The 16,961-nt window shown below is 68.4% G+C and carries 16 protein-coding genes; 8 read left to right on the top strand and 8 right to left on the bottom strand.

What is annotated here, in order from left to right; translation table 11 throughout:
- Positions 1-2: 2 nt before the first annotated feature.
- From BM214_RS11690 to ppa, 8 genes are all read right to left on the bottom strand, one after another.
- The gene (locus BM214_RS11690; protein WP_090487459.1) at positions 3-272 is read right to left on the bottom strand and encodes a YbeD family protein; all 270 of its coding nucleotides are present in this window, start codon (positions 270-272) and stop codon (positions 3-5) included.
- Positions 269-1,138, bottom strand: coding sequence for a D-amino acid aminotransferase (locus BM214_RS11685; protein WP_090487456.1), 870 nt, complete (start codon positions 1,136-1,138; stop codon positions 269-271). Before BM214_RS11685 ends, BM214_RS11690 begins: the two co-directional genes overlap by 4 nt.
- Positions 1,139-1,184: 46 nt before the next feature.
- Positions 1,185-2,360, bottom strand: coding sequence for a D-alanyl-D-alanine carboxypeptidase family protein (locus BM214_RS11680; RefSeq protein ID WP_090487453.1), 1,176 nt, complete (start codon positions 2,358-2,360; stop codon positions 1,185-1,187).
- Positions 2,361-2,442: 82 nt separating this feature from the next.
- A complete protein-coding gene (locus tag BM214_RS11675) occupies positions 2,443-3,312 on the bottom strand; it encodes a septal ring lytic transglycosylase RlpA family protein (RefSeq protein WP_090487450.1) in 870 nt (289 codons plus the stop codon).
- A complete protein-coding gene (gene mltB, locus BM214_RS11670) occupies positions 3,309-4,358 on the bottom strand; it encodes a lytic murein transglycosylase B (protein ID WP_090487446.1) in 1,050 nt (349 codons plus the stop codon). Before mltB ends, BM214_RS11675 begins: the two co-directional genes overlap by 4 nt.
- The gene (gene rodA / locus BM214_RS11665) at positions 4,355-5,476 is read right to left on the bottom strand and encodes a rod shape-determining protein RodA (RefSeq protein WP_090487443.1); all 1,122 of its coding nucleotides are present in this window, start codon (positions 5,474-5,476) and stop codon (positions 4,355-4,357) included. Before rodA ends, mltB begins: the two co-directional genes overlap by 4 nt.
- A complete protein-coding gene (mrdA, locus tag BM214_RS11660) occupies positions 5,476-7,323 on the bottom strand; it encodes a penicillin-binding protein 2 (RefSeq protein WP_090487440.1) in 1,848 nt (615 codons plus the stop codon). The genes rodA and mrdA overlap by 1 nt, the downstream gene beginning before the upstream one ends.
- 66 nt (positions 7,324-7,389) lie before the next feature.
- Complete coding sequence (gene ppa / locus BM214_RS11655) at positions 7,390-7,923, bottom strand: inorganic diphosphatase (protein WP_090487437.1); 534 nt, start codon at positions 7,921-7,923, stop codon at positions 7,390-7,392.
- A gap of 177 nt (positions 7,924-8,100) precedes the next feature.
- Here ppa and BM214_RS11650 point away from each other — a divergent pair, with 177 nt between their 5' ends.
- The 8 genes from BM214_RS11650 to glk all read left to right on the top strand — a co-directional run bounded on the left by BM214_RS11650 (position 8,101) and on the right by glk (position 16,823).
- Entirely contained in the window at positions 8,101-8,760 is a 660-nt protein-coding gene (locus tag BM214_RS11650) for an adenylate kinase (RefSeq protein WP_090487435.1), read from the top strand.
- Positions 8,761-8,893: 133 nt separating this feature from the next.
- A complete protein-coding gene (locus tag BM214_RS11645; RefSeq protein ID WP_090487493.1) occupies positions 8,894-11,041 on the top strand; it encodes an LPS-assembly protein LptD in 2,148 nt (715 codons plus the stop codon).
- Positions 11,025-12,350, top strand: coding sequence for a peptidylprolyl isomerase (locus BM214_RS11640; protein ID WP_090487432.1), 1,326 nt, complete (start codon positions 11,025-11,027; stop codon positions 12,348-12,350). The genes BM214_RS11645 and BM214_RS11640 overlap by 17 nt, the downstream gene beginning before the upstream one ends.
- A 5-nt stretch (positions 12,351-12,355) precedes the next feature.
- A complete protein-coding gene (gene pdxA / locus BM214_RS11635) occupies positions 12,356-13,387 on the top strand; it encodes a 4-hydroxythreonine-4-phosphate dehydrogenase PdxA (RefSeq protein WP_090487429.1) in 1,032 nt (343 codons plus the stop codon).
- Positions 13,384-13,704 carry a DUF4156 domain-containing protein gene (locus tag BM214_RS11630; protein ID WP_090487426.1) on the top strand — a complete coding sequence of 107 codons (321 nt, stop codon included), beginning with the start codon at positions 13,384-13,386 and terminating at the stop codon, positions 13,702-13,704. The genes pdxA and BM214_RS11630 overlap by 4 nt, the downstream gene beginning before the upstream one ends.
- On the top strand, positions 13,664-14,500 hold the full coding sequence (rsmA, locus tag BM214_RS11625; RefSeq protein WP_177217667.1) for a 16S rRNA (adenine(1518)-N(6)/adenine(1519)-N(6))-dimethyltransferase RsmA: 837 nt from the start codon (positions 13,664-13,666) through the stop codon (positions 14,498-14,500). The genes BM214_RS11630 and rsmA overlap by 41 nt, the downstream gene beginning before the upstream one ends.
- 78 nt (positions 14,501-14,578) lie before the next feature.
- Complete coding sequence (gene tal / locus BM214_RS11620) at positions 14,579-15,703, top strand: transaldolase (protein ID WP_090487420.1); 1,125 nt, start codon at positions 14,579-14,581, stop codon at positions 15,701-15,703.
- A gap of 112 nt (positions 15,704-15,815) precedes the next feature.
- Positions 15,816-16,823, top strand: a complete 1,008-nt coding sequence (gene glk / locus BM214_RS11615) for a glucokinase (protein WP_090487417.1) — start codon at positions 15,816-15,818, stop codon at positions 16,821-16,823.
- Positions 16,824-16,961 lie beyond the last annotated feature (138 nt).

The following is a 16,961-nucleotide window of genomic DNA, read 5'->3' as shown; positions in this document are numbered from 1 at the left end:
GCTCACAGGGTCATGGTCACCAGTTCACAGGCGCTCAGCTCCCGATAGAGGGCATCCATGTGCTCACGGCTGCGGGCCTGGACCACCACGGTGAGGGCGCAGTAGCGACCGCCCCGGGAGCTGCGGGTGGTGAAATCCCCCTCCTGCACCTCCGGGGCGTGACGGCGCACGATCTCCTGCACCCGCTGCTGGAACTCGGGCACCGCCGCCCCCATCACCTTCACCGGAAACGCGCAGGGGAAGAGATCTTCCACCGGGGTTTCGCTGCTCATGCCCCACCCTCCCTGAGCCGCGCCTTGTAGTCCTGGTAGAGGGCATGCATCCGCGCCCAGAGCGGGCCGGGCCGGCCATCCCCCACGGCGGACCCGTCGAGACGGGTCACCGGCAGGATCTCGCGGGTGGAACTGGTGAGCCAGATCTCGCTGGCCTCGCGCAGACGGTCGGCGGGGATGGGGGCCTCCATCACCGGTATGCCCGCCTCCCCGGCCAACTCCAGCACCAGATCCCGGGTGATCCCGGCCAGCAGCTGACGGTCTTTGGGAGGGGTCACCACCACGCCGTCCACGACAAGAAACAGGTTGCTGGCGGCCCCCTCGATGGCCTGGCCGTTGCGCACCAGGATGGCCTCCGTGGCGCCCCATTCCACCGCCTGCTGCCGGGCGAGGACGTTGGGCAAGAGGGTGATGGCCTTGATGTCGCAGCGGGACCAGCGGTGGTCCTCCAGGACCACGGCGGATATCCCCTGCTCCAGGACCGCCGGGTCCGGCGGGATGATGGGGCTGACCATCACCAGCACCGTGGGGGAAAGCCCCTCGGAGAAGGCATGGTCCCGGCGCGCCATCACCCCCCGGGTCACCTGGATGTAGAGGCTGCGGTCCCCGCCCGGGTTCTCCTCCAGCAGGCGCTGGAATACCGCTATCCATTCCTCCCGGTCATAGGGATCGGGGATGCGCACCTCCGCCAGGCTGCGGACGAGTCGGTCCATGTGCTGATCCAGGCGGAAGGGATGGCCGCCGAAGACGGGGATGACCTCGTAGACCCCATCCCCAAAGAGGAATCCCCGGTCCAGGACCGACACGCTGGCCTCCCCCTCGGGGAGATAGCGGCCGTTGAGAAAGAGGGTCTTGTGGGCAGTCATGTTCTGTCCTTGGGATGCGGATGGGAAGGATAGGCCATGGGCGGCATCAGAAGACCCAGAGCCAGGCGGTGTCCAGCATGCGCCGGAACCAGCCCCCCTCCTCCACCGGCTCCAGGGCCACCAGAGGGCGGTCGGCCACCGATGTACCGTCCAGGGTGACGCGCAACCGGCCGTAGCGCCGGCCCTCCTGCACCGGGGCCATCAGCCGCCCCGTGAGTTCCGTCTGGGCCTGCAGGTCTTCATAGCGGCCCTTGGGGATGGTCACGTACAGGGGTTCGGTCAGCCCCAGGGGCACCTCCTTGGCTTCCCCCTTCCACACCCTTGCCCGGGTCAGGGCCTGGCCGGCCTCGTAGATCCTGTGGGACTCGAACTGCCGGAAGGCCCAGTTGTACAGGGCCTGGGACTCGCTGGCCCGCAAGCGACCGCCCTGGCGATGATCCGGGGCATCGATGCCCATGACCACGACGATCAGGCGCATGCCGTCGCGCTTTGCGGAGGAGACCAGGTTATAGCCGGCCTCCTCGGTCCATCCGGTCTTGCCGCCATCCACGGAATCATCCCGCCACAACAGCAGATTGCGGTTGTTCTGACTGATGCCGTTGTAGGTGAAGCTGCGCAGGGAATAGAAGCGGCGGTAGTATTCCGGAAACTCCCGGATCAGGGCTCGCATGAGCCGGGCCATATCCCGCGCGGAGGTATACTGCTGCCCCTCGGAAGGCAGGCCATGGCTGTTGGCGAAATGGGTGTTCTCCATGCCCAGGGCCCGGGCCTGGGCGTTCATCAGGTCCACGAAGGCCCCCTCGGTACCGGCCACCCGCTCCGCCAGGGCCACACAGGCATCGTTGCCGGACTGCACGATGACCCCCTTGAGCAGGTCCTCCACGCGGACCCGGTCACCCACCTCGATGAACATGCGTGAGGCCCCGGTCATGCCGGTGCGCCAGGCGTTCTCGCTCACCTCAATGGGGGTGTCCAGGGTCAGACTGCCCTTTTCCAGTTCCTTGAACACCAGGTAGGCGGTCATGAGCTTGGTGAGGCTCGCCGGAGGCACCCGCTGGTCCGGATCCCGCGAGGCCAGGACGCTGCCACTGGCGGCTTCCATGACGATATAGTTTCGCGCCGTTAGGTCCGACGGCGGCGGCACCTGCAGGGCGACGGCCCCGGCAAAGGCGGGCCAGAGCAGGGACAACAGGAGCAGGAAAGGTATCAGGCGTTTCATCATGATCCTTCAGCGGTTCTCGATGGGGTTTCGGAGTCGTTCGGGGCCGCCATGATACCAGGCCCCCGGGCCCATGCACCGGGACTCAGTCGGCGATCACGTGGTATCGGCCTAGCCCCATGGCCTCCAGGGTGCGCACCATGTGCAGGACCCGCTCCCCGTCCGGTTCGGGCCCGATACGGACCCGGTACAGGGACTGCCCGGACCCGGCATGTTCGGTGACCGACACCGGTCCCAGGCCACGGGCCTGGAGGCGTGCCTGCAGTTGCCGGGCATTGTCGCGGCTGGCGAAGGCCCCCACCTGGATCAGATGCCCGCCTCGGTCCGCCCCTTCCATGGGGGTGGCGGCCCCTGCGCCGGGGCCGAACTCCGGAGCAGACCTGTCTGCTGCCGCCACCGGCGCAGTCCCTCCCTCCTCCACGGCCAGGGTGCGGGGTGCGGGGTCGATGGCCTCCAGCAGCACCGGTGCCGTGCCCTCCTCCAGCATGCCCAGACGGTGGGCCGCGGCATAGGACAGATCGATGATGCGGTCGTCCACGAAGGGCCCCCGGTCGTTGACCCGGACCACCACGCTGCGCCCGTTTTCCAGGTGCGTCACCCGTACATAGGTGGGCAGGGGCAGGGTGGTATGGGCGGCGGTCATGGCATACATGTCATAGGGTTCCCCGCTGGAGGTGCGCCGCCCATGAAACTTGGTGCCGTACCAGGAGGCGATCCCCCGCTGCCGATAGCCCCGGGCCGTATCCAGGGTATGGTAGACCCGGCCGAAGACCTCATAGCGATCCGGATTGCCGTAGCGGCTGCGGGGCTCGGCCCGGGGGGTGGGCTCGGGTACCGCGGACAGGTCCGGGACCCGCTCCGGATGCGGGGCGCCGTCACCGCCGATGGGGGCACCGGCGCAACCGGCCAGGAACAGGGCAACCAGGGCACCGAACCCGCCCTTTGGCCCGATCATGCCCCCTCCCCTTCCTCCCGGGCACGGAGGATTTCCCGGGAGAGCTGCAGCACCGCCATGGCATAGAGGGGGCTGCGGTTGTAGCGAGTGATGACGTAGAAGTTATCCAGACCCAGCCAGAACTCGGGCCCCTCGACCGTCTCCAACTGGATCAGGGAGAAGCGGGCCTGGGGATCCACGCCCTCGGCGGGCCGCACCCCGTGCTGGCGCAGCTGATCCAGGGTAAGGCGCGGGCGATAGCCACCCCCCAGCAGGTCCTTGTAGTCCTCCCCTTCCACCCGCGCCGGGATCGCCACAGGGGCCCCCATGGTCCAGCCATGGCGATGGAAGTAATGGGCCACGCTGCCGATGGCGTCGGGCCAGGAGTCCATGAGGTCGCGCCGCCCGTCCCCGTCGAAGTCCACGGCATACTCCCGGTAGCTGGAGGAGATGAACTGCCCGCGCCCCATGGCGCCGGCATAGGATCCCAGGGTCTCCCGGGGATCCAGCCCCTCCTCCCGCACCAGGTGCAGGAAATGCCCCAGTTCGGACCGGAAGAAACGGGCCCTGGGCGGGTAGTCGAAGCCCAAGGTGACCAGGGCGTCCAGCACCGGGATGCTGCCCTGGTGACGGCCATAGAAGGTCTCCACCCCGATGATGGCCACGAGGATCTCCGCATTCACCCGGTAGCGCTCCTGGGCCCGTAGCAGGGTGCGTTCATGGGTCTGCCAGAATTCCACACCCGCCGCGATGCGTCGGGGGGTGACGAAGATGGGCCGGTATTGGTGCCAGGGCTTGCCCTCCGCCGGAGCGGAGATGAGATCCAGGACCCGCTGCCGGGGCTCGGCCGAGGCCAGCACGGCACGCACCCAGTCCGGGTCCAATCCCTCCTCGGCCAGGGCGCCCACGAAGGCCTGCACCTCGTCCCGCTGCAGGTAGGGGGGATCACCGGCCAGCGGTGCCTCCTGCGCCAGGGATGCCCCCCCGGCCATGGCCAGCAGCAAAGGCAGCAGCGGGGCCATCAGACGAAGGCGGCGGGTGGTTCGCGGTACAGGGCGGGGCGTCATCGGGCCAGGAGTCTGCGATGGGACTGGATGGACATGAGCATACCGAATGCCGCCATCAGGGTCACCATAGAGGTGCCACCGTAGCTTACCAGGGGCAGCGGCACCCCCACCACCGGCAACAGCCCCGAGACCATCCCCATGTTGACAAACACATAGATGAAGAAGGTGCAACTCAGGCTCCCCGCCAGCAGGCGGGCGTAGGTGTCCTGGGCGCGTGCGGCGATCACCAGGCCCCGCAGGATGACAAACAGATACAGCGCCAGCAGCACCAGGACACCGAACAGGCCGAATTCCTCGGCGAAGACCGCGAAGATGAAGTCGGTGGAGCGCTCCGGCAGGAACTCCAACTGGGACTGGGTACCGTTGAGCCAGCCCTTGCCGTAGAGCCCGCCGGAACCGATGGCAATCTTGGACTGGATGATGTGATACCCGGCCCCCAAGGGATCGCTCTCGGGGTTGAGCAGGGTGAGCACACGCTGACGCTGATAGTCGCGCATGAAATGCCACAGCAGCGGCACCATCGCCAGCCCCGCGGCCGCCAGGCCCATGAGGATCCGCCAGCGGATCCCCGCCAGAAAGATCACCACCAGGCCGGAACCGGCCACCAGCAGGGCCGTGCCCAAATCCGGCTGACGGGCAATGAGCACCACGGGCACGGCCATGATCACCCCGGCCACCGCCAGCTCCCGCGGACGGGGCGGGAGGGGGCGCTCGGAGAAGTACCAGGCCAGCATCATGGGCATGGCCAGCTTCATCAGCTCCGAGGGCTGGAAGCGGAACAGCCCCAGATCCAGCCAGCGCTGCGCCCCGTTGCTCACCTGGCCGAAGAACATTACCACCAGGAGGGAGAGCACTACCAGAAAGTAGATCCACGGGGATCCCTGGCACAGATGGGGATGGGGGAAACGGGCCAGCACCAGCATCACCGTCAGCCCCAGCGCGGCGCGCACCCCCTGGCGGTAGAGCATGTCGGGATTGCCGCCGCTGGCACTGTAGAGCACCACGAACCCCAAGGCGAGCACCAGCAGCAATCCCGCGGCGAGCATGAGATCCAGATGCAGAAGGCGTTGCAGCAGCCGCCCCGCCGTACCCTCCTGACCGGCTGTGGCGTCATACATCAGGAGGCCTCCTCCAGCAGATAGGCGTCCATCACGCGACGGGCCACCGGTGCGGCCACGGCCCCGCCGCTTCCGCCGTGCTCCACCACCACCGCCACGGCGATGCGCGGATCCTGCGCCGGGGCAAAACCGATGAACAGGGCGTGATCCCGCAGATAGAAGGCCAGTTCCTCGGCATCGTATTCCTCACCCTCCGCCAGGCTGAAGACCTGGGAGGTGCCCGTCTTGCCCGCCATGCGATAGCCCAGGTCGTCACCGATGGCCCCGTGGGCGGTGCCATTGCGCTGGTGCACCACGTGTTCCATGGCTTCCAGTACCGGCTCCCAGTTCGCGGGATCATCCAGTTCCACCCGGGGCAGGGGCACGGGGTGAACGGGGCGCGCCATATCCCCGTCGGGATCGGCATACCCCCGAAGCAGGCGGGGCTGCACCCGCTTCCCGCGGGTGGCCAGGGTGGCGGTCACGGAGGCCATCTGCATCGGTGTGGTCAGCATGTACCCCTGGCCGATGGCCGTGATCAGGGTCTCACCGGGATACCAGGGCTGGTTGTGGGTGGTCTGTTTCCATTCCCGGGAAGGCAGGATCCCGGGCCGCTCCCCGGTGCTGTCGATGCCGGTGCGCTGCCCCAGTCCAAAGCGGGCCAGGAAGCCGGAGAGACGATCGATGCCCAGTTCATGGCCCAGATCATAGAAGTAGACATCCGAGGACTGGGTAATGGCCTTGTCCATATCCACGGAGCCATGATTCTTCCAGTCGCTGTAGCGGCGGGAGTGATTGGGCAGGGTGTAATAGCCGTGGGTATGCATCACCTCGCTGGCACGGACGACTTCATATTCCAGTCCCGCCAGGGCGATCAACGGCTTGAGGGTGGACCCCGGGGGATACTGACCCGACAGGACCCGGTTGAACAACGGCTGCCGACGGTCGTTGCGCAGGGCATCGTAGGCGGAGAAGGAGATCCCGTGAACGAACCGGTTCGGATCGAAACCGGGCAGGCTCACCATGGCCAGCACCTCCCCGCTATGGGGATCCATGGCCACGACCGCCCCCGTGTGGCCGGAGAGAGCCTCTTGGGCCACACGCTGCAGGCGCGCATCGATGCCAAGTACCAAGTCCTGCCCGGGCTTGGGCGGATGGCGTTCCAACACCCGCAGCACCCGGCCCTGGGCGTTCACCTCCACCTTCTGATAACCGGGTTCCCCATGGAGCACCGACTCGTAGTGGCGCTCCACGCCGGTCTTGCCGATATGGGTGGTACCGGCATAGCGATCGGCGTCCACCTCGGCCAGTTCCCGTTCATTGATGCGCCCCACATAGCCCACCACATGGGCCATGGCGGCCCCCTGGGGATAATGGCGGGCCACCCGGGCATGCACATCCACCCCGGGGAAGCGGTGCCGGTTTACCGCGAAATCCGCCAGGGCATCCTCATCCAGATTGAGCTTGAGGGGCACCGACTGGAAGGCCCGCTTGCGCTCCAGCAGGCTGCGGAAACGCCGGATCTCGACATCGCTCAGGGGGATGATGCGGGAGAGGCGCTCCAGGGTATCGTCCATGTCGTCCACCTGCTCGGGGATCACCTCCAGCTGGTAGGCGGGACGGTTCTCGGCCAGCAGGCGGCCATGGCGGTCATAGATCAGACCCCGGGGCGGGGGCAGCACCTCCAGACGCACCCGGTTGTTCTGCGACAGGGTGGCGAAATGGCTGTGCCCCACCACCTGCAAAAGCCCCATGCGAACCCCCAGCACGGCGAAGATCAGCACGACCCCGATCGCCACGATCACCACCCGGGTCAGGAAGAGACGCTGTTCTTGATGGTGATTCTTGAGGGGCTGGCGCAGGGACATGGGGATTCGGTTTCAGCAAGGGGGACGCCGCGGGACCGCTCCGGCCCCACGGCGGCTGTTCCGGCTTCAGCCCTTTTCCTGGAACCTGCGGATGGAGGACTCGATCTCGGCGCGGGCGGCATCGGCCCCTTCCCATCCCTGCACCTTGACCCACTTGTTGGGCTCGAGTTCCTTATAGTGCTCGAAGAAATGCCGGATCTGCTCCAGCAGCAGCGGGGAGACATCGTCCGGACCCTGAATGCCGTCGTATTCGGGGTAGAGCTTGGATACCGGCACGGCCAGCAGCTTGGCGTCCTCGCCCGCCTCGTCGGTCATATTGAGCATACCCACGGGCCGGCAACGGATGACACTGCCGCTGAGCAGCGGGTGCGGGGTCATCACCAGCACGTCCACCGGGTCGCCATCGTCGGAGAGGGTGTGGGGCACGAAGCCGTAGTTGCAGGGATAGAACATGGGCGTGGCCATGAAACGGTCCACCAGCAGCGCCCCGCTGTCCTTGTCCACCTCATATTTCACGGGCGAAGCCTGGGCCGGGATCTCGATGATCACGTTGATATCGTTGGGCACATCCTTGCCGGCGGGAATCTTGTCTATATTCATAGGGCTGCGGCTCCGTAAGTGGATGAATCAGAAAGCGGCATTATACCGACGTGAGACCGCGCGAAAAGGCCGGGAGCAGGCAGCGGCGCTTGCGTGGGCCGCCGCTGAGCGGGTATAAGTCTCCGCCTATTGCCTTCAAGCCCTCAAATCCAAAGCCAAATCCAAGGGGAACCTACCATGCGCATCGTGCTTCTGGGCGCACCGGGGTCCGGCAAGGGCACCCAGTCCAAGCTGATCATGGAGCGATACAAGATCCCGCAGATCTCCACCGGCGATCTCCTGCGCGCCGCCGTCGCCGCCGAGACCCCCCTGGGGCAGCAGGCCAAGGCCGCCATGGATGCGGGACAGCTGGTGCCCGACGACATCGTCCTGGGCATGATCCGCGAGCGCCTGGCCATGCCGGACACGGAGCGCGGCTACATCCTGGACGGCTTCCCCCGCAACCTCAACCAGGCCCAGAGCCTGGACGACATGCTGGCGGACCTGAACCAGCCGCTGGATGTGGCCCTGCTCATCGATGTGGACTTCGAGATCCTCATGCAGCGCCTCACCGGCCGGCTCACCTGTGCCTCCTGCGGCGCCGTCTTCAACAAGTTCACCCACCCGCCGCGCCAGGAGAACGTCTGCGACCTCTGCGGCGGTGAGCTCCAACACCGTGCCGACGACAACGAAGAGACCATCGGCAACCGCCTGAAGGTCTACGAGACCCAGACCCAGCCCCTGGTGGAATACTACCAGGACAAGGGGCTGCTCAAGAGCGTCAAGGGTGAGGGCGAGATCGAGGACATCTTCAACGCCGTCTCCCGCATCCTGCAGGAGACCGGGGACAAGGCCTAAGACGCCGCCCCACCCCGCGGGGGGTTCCACAGACCCCCCGCCTCCTTACACCCTGCCGCGCAAGGCGGCCCCAGCCAACGCGGATCCCGGACTGGCCACGGTGTACCGACACTTGCTGCTCCTGCCCTGTCTGATGGGGCTCGCCCTCCCGGCGGCCGCAGACCCCTGGGCCCTGTGCGAACCGCAATCCCCCCTCCCGCAATCGCGCCCCCCCGAGGGGTCCGAGGAACGCGTCCGCGTCCTCGCGGACCAGGCCCGCTTGGACCAGCAGGGGCGCATGCATCTCGAAGGTGAGGTGGAGATCCACCAGGGCCGGCGCAGCCTGTGGGCGGATCAGGTGATCTACGATCGCAGCAGCGGCATCGCCATCGCCCGGGGCGGGGTTCGATTCAGCGACGCCGACGGTTTCCTGCTGGAGAGTACCGGGGGGTACCTGAATCTGGAGGACCAGAGCGGGCGGTTTGAGCAGGGGCGCTACCGCTACCTCCCCCGTCACGCCCGGGGCGCGGCCCGGGTGATCGCCCCCCGAGGGGACAACCGATTCCACCTGGAGGGGGCCACCTTCACCACCTGCGATCCGGGGCGGCAGGACTGGCTGCTGAGTGCCAGCAAGGTGGACCTGGACCAGAAAAGCGGACGCGGCACCGCCAGAAACGTACTCCTGCGCTTTCACCACGTCCCCCTGCTCTATACCCCCTGGATCGACTTCCCCATCGATGACCGGCGCCAGTCCGGCCTGCTCCTGCCCAGCTTCGGCAACGCCAACAATACCGGCCTGGACCTGGTGATCCCCTACTACCTGAACCTGGCCCCCAACCGGGACGCCACCATCGCGCCCCGCTTCATCGGCCGCCGCGGCACCATGCTCAAGACGGAATTCCGTTACCTGGAGCCCCGGGGTGCGGGCGAGATGCAGGTGGACTATCTACCCGAGGACCGCCTCGAAGGGGACGACCGCAGCTACGTGTCCTGGGAGCACGACTGGACCCTCACCCCCCGGCTGCGCTTTCACACCGAAGGGGCCGACGTCTCCGACCCGAACTACTTCGACGACCTGGGCAGTTCCCTGAACGACACCAGCAGCACCCATCTGCAGCGGCGGGCGGACCTGCGCTACCGGGGGGGGAACTGGAATCTGACCGCCCGTGTGGAGGACTTCCAGTCCCTGGACGAGTACCTGAGCCCGAACAGTAAACCCTACCAGCGCCTGCCGCAGCTGCTCTATCGGGGTCACTGGTCCAACCTGCCCGGCCAGGCCAACCTGGACCTGCAGGCCGAGTGGGTGGCCTTCGAGCGGGAGGACAGCGTGACCGCGCGGCGCACCGATCTGGAACCCACCCTGAGCCTGCCCCTGCGCGGTCCGGCCTGGTTCCTCGACCCGAAACTGTCCTACCGCTTCACCCACTATGCCCTGGAGGACGCCCCCGCCCAGACCGGAGACCACCTGCAGCGGGAGCTGCCCACCTTCAGCCTGGACGGCGGGCTCTTCTTCGAACGCAGCCTGGGCGGGGAATACCTGCAACTCCTGGAGCCACGCATCTTCTACACCTACACCCCCTACCGGGATCAGGACACGATCCCCCGCTTCGACACCTCGGCCTACGACTTCAGCTTCGACCAACTCTTTCGCAGCGCCCGCTTCAGCGGCCCCGACCGGGTGGCCGACGGCAATCGCCTCACCACGGCCATCACCACCCGCATCATCGACCCCGCCACCGCCGAGGAACTCTTGCGCGCCAGACTGGGGCAGATCCACTATCTGTCGGACCAGCGGGTGCGCCTGACCCCGGGGCTGGCACCCATCGACCGCGCCCATTCCTCCCTGGTGGGGGAGCTTGCCTGGCGTCCCGCCCCCGGCTGGCGCCTGAATGCCGCCGCACAATGGGATCCCCAGCGGGAACGAACCGAGCGCGGCAGCGTCCAGATCAGGTACCGGGACGGTGGACGAATCCTGAACCTGAGCCACCGCTACCGGGAAGACATCCTGCGCCAGGGGGACCTCTCCTTCGCCTGGCCCCTGTCGGAGCGCTGGAGCGCCGTGGGACGCTGGGCCTACAGCCTGCGGGACGAACGGGACCTGGAAGAATTGGTGGGCCTGGAATACCAGTCCTGCTGCTGGGGGGCACGCGTCGTCTCCCGCCGCTACCTTGTCGATGGCGTGGAGAACAAATACAGCAACGGCATCTATTTTCAGATCATCTTCAAGGGCCTGACCAGCCTCGGGTCCGGTGTGGATGAACTGCTGAGTGAAGGGATCCTGGGTTATGAAAACAGCGACTAGTCTGCTCCTCCTGTGCCTGATCTGGGGCACCGTGGCGGCCGCCACCGATACAGCGCGCCCCCTGGACCGCATCGTGGCGGTAGCCGAGGAAGAGGTCATCACCCAGCGCCAGCTCCTGGCCCGGGTGCACACCGTGCAACGCCAACTGGAGGCCCGGGAAGGACAGGCACCGCCCCAGGAGACCCTCATGCGCCCCGTGCTGGAGCGCCTGGTGATGGAACGCCTGCAACTGCAGGAGGCCGAACGCATGGGCATCCGCGTGGACGACATCCGCCTCAACAACGCCATGGAGGACATCGCCCGGGAGAACGGCCTGAGCCTGGCGGCCTTCCGCGAACGCCTGGTGGCAGACGGCATCGACTTCGCCGACTTCCGCGAGCAGATCCGCAACGAGATGACCCTGTCCCTGCTTCACCAGCGCCGGGTGGACAGCCGCATCCACGTGAGTGAACAGGAGATCGACCAGTTCCTGGCCAGCGAGAGCGGGCGCATCGACGCTGGCGTGGAGTACCACCTGCGCCACCTGCTGGTCTCCACTCCCGAGGATGCCGGTCCCGAGGAGATCGAGCAGGCCCGACGGCGCGCCGAGGCCCTGCGCAAGGAGGCCGCTTCCGGGGCCGACTTCACGCGCCTGGCGCTGCAATCCTCCGAAGGGCGCTTCGCGTTGGAAGGAGGCGACCTGGGATGGCGCGCCGCCGGGGAGGTGCCCACCCTGTTCGCCCGCCACGTGGTGGTGATGCGCGAGGGGGAGGTGAGCCCCGTGATCCGCTCCGCCTCCGGCTTCCACATCGTCCAGCTGGTGGACCGGCGCGGCGGCGAGGACACCCAGGTGCGACAGACCCACGTCAGCCACATCCTCATCACCCCCAATGAAATCGTCACCGACGAGGAGGCCCGCCAGCGCCTGATCTCCCTGCGGGAGCGCCTCGAAAACGGCGCGGATTTTGCCGAACTGGCCCGGGCCCATTCCGATGACCGGGGCAGCGCCCTGGAAGGGGGCGACCTGGGGTGGGTCAATCCCGGGGAGATGGTCCCCCGGTTCGAGGAGGTGATGAACGAGACCCCACCCGGGCAGGTAAGCCGGCCCTTCTCCACCCGCTTTGGCTGGCACATACTCAAAGTGCACGATCGCCGCAGCCACGACAGTTCCCGGGAGCGCATGCGCGCCCTGGCACGGCGCATGATCCACGAGCGCAAGCGGGAGGAGCAGCTGGAGTTGTGGCTGCGACGCCTGCGGGATGAGTCCCACGTGGAATACCGCCTCGAACCGGAGGACGGGCAGACCCGCACCGCCGCCGAAGGGACCTGAGGACCATGGCCCGAACCCCACGCATCGCCCTCACGCCGGGGGAACCGGCGGGTATCGGCCCGGATCTGGTGGTGCGCATCGCCGCCGAACCCAGCGCCGCTCAGCGGGTGGTGGTGGGCGATCCCCAGGTCCTCACCGACCGGGCCCGGCAACTGGGCCTGCCCCTGCACCTGACGCCCCTGGACCCCACCACCCCGCCCCGCCCGGACCCGGCCGGGACGCTGCACGTCTGGCCCGGCTGCACGGCCCCGCGGCCGGTCACCCCCGGACACCTGGACCCGGACAACGCAGGCTACGTCCTGCAGACCCTGACCCAGGCCGCGGACGGCTGCCTGGACGGGACCTTCCAGGCCCTGGTCACCGGCCCGGTGCACAAGGGGGTCATCAACGAGGCGGGCATCCCCTTCACCGGGCACACGGAGTTCCTGGCCCAGCGCTGCCGGGCCCCCCTGCCGGTGATGATGCTGGTGGCGGGCGGTCTGCGGGTGGCCCTGGTGACCACCCATCTGCCCCTGGCCCGGGTGGCGGAGCAGATCACCCCCGAACGCCTGGAGACGGTGCTGCGCATCCTGGATCGGGACCTGCGCATCCACTTTGGCCTGGCCCACCCCCGCATCCTGGTGTGCGGCCTCAACCCCCATGCCGGCGAGGGCGGGCACCTGGGGGACGAGGAGATCCGCGTCATCGAACCCGTGCTGCAGCGGCTGCGGGCCGAGGGGATGTCCCTCACCGGTCCTGTACCGGCGGATACCGCCTTCACCCCCCACACCCTGGAAGGGGCCGACGCGGTCCTGGCCATGTACCACGACCAGGGCCTGCCGGTGCTCAAGCACGCCGGCTTCGGCCGCGCCGTCAACGTCACCCTGGGGCTGCCCATCCTGCGCACCTCCGTGGACCACGGCACCGCCCTGGACCTGGCGGGCAGCGGGCGGGCCGACCCGGGCAGCCTGCGCGAGGCCCTGGACCTGGCCGTACACCTGACCATGGCCCCCGGCGGCGAAACCCACGATCCCCATAGCGATGGAGGCACCCCATGAACCCCCGGCACCCCCTCCCCGCCGTCCTGCTCGTGCTCTTCACGGCCGGCTGCACCTTCGTACCCCTGAGCCCCGAGGGGGAGGCGGTGCGCGTGGCCCCCGCCGACGCCGTCGCGGACTGCGAGCACCTGGGCAGCACCACCGCCACCCAGGCGGAACGGGTCGGCCCCTTCCGGCGTCCCCCGGAATCCCTTGAGGAGGAACTGGAACACGCCGCCCGCAACGCCGCGGCGGAGATGGGCGGGGACACCATCACCCCCCGGGGCCCGATGGCCGATGGGAAGCGCACCTACGACGTCCACCGCTGCCGCCCCTGAGGGCCCTCACTTGGAACACCTCCCGCGCAAACGCTTCGGTCAGCATTTCCTCCATGACCCCGGCGTCCTTCACCGCCTGGTGGAGGCCATCGCCCCACGACCCAATGATCCCCCCATGGTGGAGATCGGCCCCGGCCTGGGCGCCCTCACCCTGCCCCTGCTACAGCGCCTGGGCCGCCTGGACGTGGTGGAACTGGACCGGGACGTGATCCCCCGCTTGGAGGACCGCTGCCGGGGGGTGGGCGAACTGCGCATCCACGCCCTGGATGCCCTGGAGTTGGACCTGGCCAGCCTGGGCCACCCCGGCCCCCTGCGGGTGGTGGGCAACCTGCCCTACAACATCTCCACCCCCCTGATCTTCCACCTGCTGGGGCAGGCGGGGCACATCCGGGACATGCACTTCCTGCTGCAAAAGGAGGTGGTGGACCGCCTCACCGCCCGCCCCGGAACCGGCGCCTACGGCCGCCTGGGGGTCATGGTGCAATACCGCTGCCGTGCCGAGGCCCTGTTCCCCGTGGGCCCCGGTGCCTTCCGCCCCCCGCCCAAGGTGGAGTCCGCCGTGGTGCGCCTGACCCCCTTCGACCGGCCTCCCCATGAGGCGCAGGACGAGGCCCTGCTGGCCCGGCTGGTGCGCCAGGCCTTCACCCAGCGGCGCAAGACCCTGCGCAACGCCCTCAAGGGCCTGGCCAGCCCCGAGCAACTGGAGGCGGCCGGCATCGAGCCGGTACGACGTCCGGAGACGGTATCCGTGGAGGAGTTCGTCACCCTCGCCAACCGCCTCACGGCCGCCTGCTGAAACGGCCGGGGGTCGAACCCCGCCCTGCCGGCGCGATATACTGATTCTTTTTTCCGCCCTCGGCGAGGAATCAAGCACATGGCCGCACACAACCCGCTGCTTCGCCTGCGCGAACTGGGCCAGAGCGTCTGGTACGACTACATCCGCAGGGACCTGATGGAATCGGGGGAACTGGACCGCCTCATCCGCGAGGATGGTCTTGGGGGCCTCACCTCCAACCCCGCCATCTTCGACAAGGCCATCACCGGCAGCGACCTCTATGACGACCGCATCCGCCAGGCCCTGGCCGGGGCCCCGGAGCGCTCCACCCTGGACCTCTTCTACCACCTGGCCGTGGAGGATCTGCGCGCGGCCGCCGATGCCTTCGCCGACACCTACCGGGACACCGGAGGCCGGGACGGTTTCGTCAGTCTGGAGGTCTCCCCGGAGCTGGCCTTCGACACCGAGGGCACGGTATCGGAGGCCCTGGAGCTGGTGGCGCGGGTGGACCGGCCCAACCTGATGATCAAGGTCCCCGGCACCCTGCCGGGTCTGCGGGCGGTGGAGACCCTCACCGCCCGGGGGGTGAACGTCAACGTCACCCTGCTCTTCTCCGTGGCCCGCTACGAGGCCGTGCTGGAGGCCTACCTCAAGGGCCTGGAGACCCGGCTCGAGCAGGGCCAGCCCGTGGACCGCATCGCCTCCGTGGCCAGCTTCTTCGTCAGCCGCGTGGACACCGCCCTGGACCAGATGCTGGACGAACGCATCCGCGAGGGCCGGCCGGTGGAGCACATGCGCGGCCGCCTGGCCATCGCCAACGCCCGGCTGGCCTACGCCCATTTCACCGGCATCGTCCGCGATGCCCGCTGGCAGCGCCTGGCCGCCGCCGGGGCCCGGCCCCAGCGCCTGCTCTGGGCCAGCACCGGCACCAAGGACCCGGCCTACAGCGATGTCCTGTACGTGGAATCCCTCATCGGTGCGGACACGGTGAACACCCTGCCCCCCGCCACCTACGCCGCCTTCAAGGACCACGGCCACGCCGAGGCCAGCCTGGAACAGGATCTGGAACAGGCCCGTGCCCTGATCCAGGGCCTGCCGGACCTGGGCATCGACCTGGAGAGCGTCACCGACCGGCTGGAGAGCGAGGGCATCGAGGCCTTCGCCGACGCCTTCCGCCACCTCCTGGAGGGCCTGGAGGCCAAGCGCGCCCGCCTCACCCCCTGACGCCCCGGCAGCAAGAGCCCGCCGGGGCGCTTGGCAGACCCCGGGGATATGCGACAATAACCCCAGGCGCGCATCATGGCGGCCCCTTCAAGCGATCCGGGGAGGACACCTCATGGAGGTCCTGGCAGGCGATATCGGCGGCACCAAGACCCTGCTCCTGCTGGCACGGGTGGAGCGGGACTGCCTGGTGCCCGTGGCACGGCAGCGCTTTGACAGCGCCGCCTACGGCGATCTGGCCCCCATGGTGCGGGAGTTCCTGGCCGCCCATCAGGCCGAGGGGATCCGCATCGCCGCCGCCGGCTTCGCCCTGGCCGGGCCGGTGGAACGGGATGACGGCCGCGAACACGCCCGCCTCACCAATCTCCCCTGGCAGCTGGATTCCGAGGGGCTGAAACGCTCCCTGGGCATCCCCCGGGTGGGCCTGCTCAACGACTTCGAGGGCATCGCCCACAGCCTGGACGACCTGGCCCCCGAGCATCTGCACCCCCTGCAATCCGCGCCCCCCCAGCTCCAGGGCCCGCGCCTGGTGGTGGGGGCCGGGACCGGCCTCGGGGTCTGCATCGTCGCCCCCGGACGTCCCACGCGCATCCTCCCCTCGGAAGGGGGACACGCCGGTCTCGCCCCGGCCGATGCCCGCCAGAGCCGGCTGTGGGAATACATCACCCGCAGCGAAGGGCGCTGCACCCGGGAACACCTGCTCAGCGGCCGCGGTCTGGGGCGCATCGCACGGTTTCTGGTGGAGATGGAGGGGGCACGGCCCGGCGACGATCTGGCCGCGGCCCTGGTCGCGGAAGACCCGGCCGCGGAGATCACCCGGCTGGGTCTGGAGGGGAAGGACCCGGTGGCGCAGGAGACCCTGGACCTGTTCGCCGCCATCTACGGCGGCCAGACCGGGGACCTGGCCCTCACCTGCCTGCCCTTCGGCGGCGTCTACATCGCCGGCGGCATCGCCCCCCGCCTCCTGCCGGTCCTGCGTTCCGGCACCTTCATGCGCGCCTTCGCCGACAAACCCCCCATGTCCCGCCTGCTGGAACGCATGCCGGTACAGGTGATCGGCGACACCGATGCCGGACTCCTGGGCGCCGCCCGCCTGGCGGCGGAACTGGCGGGGGGATACTGAACCCAGAGCAAGGGCCCGATACGAAACGCCCCGGGGACGATTCGTACCTGTCCGGTAGCCCCCGTATTCCATAGCCCCCACTGATCCTCCATCGTCACCGGTACGATCTCAAGCAATAGAGGGGATGTGGCGGATGAG

Source organism: Ectothiorhodospira mobilis, assembly GCF_900114895.1.
Lineage (GTDB): Bacteria > Pseudomonadota > Gammaproteobacteria > Ectothiorhodospirales > Ectothiorhodospiraceae > Ectothiorhodospira > Ectothiorhodospira mobilis_A.
Note: the sequence above shows the minus strand (reverse complement) of the source record. Positions and strands in the feature narration are given on the sequence as shown.

Bases quoted from the DNA above. Each gene is read 5' to 3' on its own strand.
- BM214_RS11690 (WP_090487459.1), bottom strand. From the start codon at position 272: ATGAGCAGCGAAACCCCGGTGGAAGATCTCTTCCCCTGCGCGTTTCCG.
- BM214_RS11685 (WP_090487456.1), bottom strand. From the start codon at position 1,138: ATGACTGCCCACAAGACCCTCTTTCTCAACGGCCGCTATCTCCCCGAG.
- BM214_RS11680 (WP_090487453.1), bottom strand. From the start codon at position 2,360: ATGATGAAACGCCTGATACCTTTCCTGCTCCTGTTGTCCCTGCTCTGG.
- BM214_RS11675 (WP_090487450.1), bottom strand. From the start codon at position 3,312: ATGATCGGGCCAAAGGGCGGGTTCGGTGCCCTGGTTGCCCTGTTCCTG.
- mltB (WP_090487446.1), bottom strand. From the start codon at position 4,358: ATGACGCCCCGCCCTGTACCGCGAACCACCCGCCGCCTTCGTCTGATG.
- rodA (WP_090487443.1), bottom strand. From the start codon at position 5,476: ATGTATGACGCCACAGCCGGTCAGGAGGGTACGGCGGGGCGGCTGCTG.
- mrdA (WP_090487440.1), bottom strand. From the start codon at position 7,323: ATGTCCCTGCGCCAGCCCCTCAAGAATCACCATCAAGAACAGCGTCTC.
- ppa (WP_090487437.1), bottom strand. From the start codon at position 7,923: ATGAATATAGACAAGATTCCCGCCGGCAAGGATGTGCCCAACGATATC.
- BM214_RS11650 (WP_090487435.1), top strand. From the start codon at position 8,101: ATGCGCATCGTGCTTCTGGGCGCACCGGGGTCCGGCAAGGGCACCCAG.
- BM214_RS11645 (WP_090487493.1), top strand. From the start codon at position 8,894: ATGGGGCTCGCCCTCCCGGCGGCCGCAGACCCCTGGGCCCTGTGCGAA.
- BM214_RS11640 (WP_090487432.1), top strand. From the start codon at position 11,025: ATGAAAACAGCGACTAGTCTGCTCCTCCTGTGCCTGATCTGGGGCACC.
- pdxA (WP_090487429.1), top strand. From the start codon at position 12,356: ATGGCCCGAACCCCACGCATCGCCCTCACGCCGGGGGAACCGGCGGGT.
- BM214_RS11630 (WP_090487426.1), top strand. From the start codon at position 13,384: ATGAACCCCCGGCACCCCCTCCCCGCCGTCCTGCTCGTGCTCTTCACG.
- rsmA (WP_177217667.1), top strand. From the start codon at position 13,664: ATGGGAAGCGCACCTACGACGTCCACCGCTGCCGCCCCTGAGGGCCCT.
- tal (WP_090487420.1), top strand. From the start codon at position 14,579: ATGGCCGCACACAACCCGCTGCTTCGCCTGCGCGAACTGGGCCAGAGC.
- glk (WP_090487417.1), top strand. From the start codon at position 15,816: ATGGAGGTCCTGGCAGGCGATATCGGCGGCACCAAGACCCTGCTCCTG.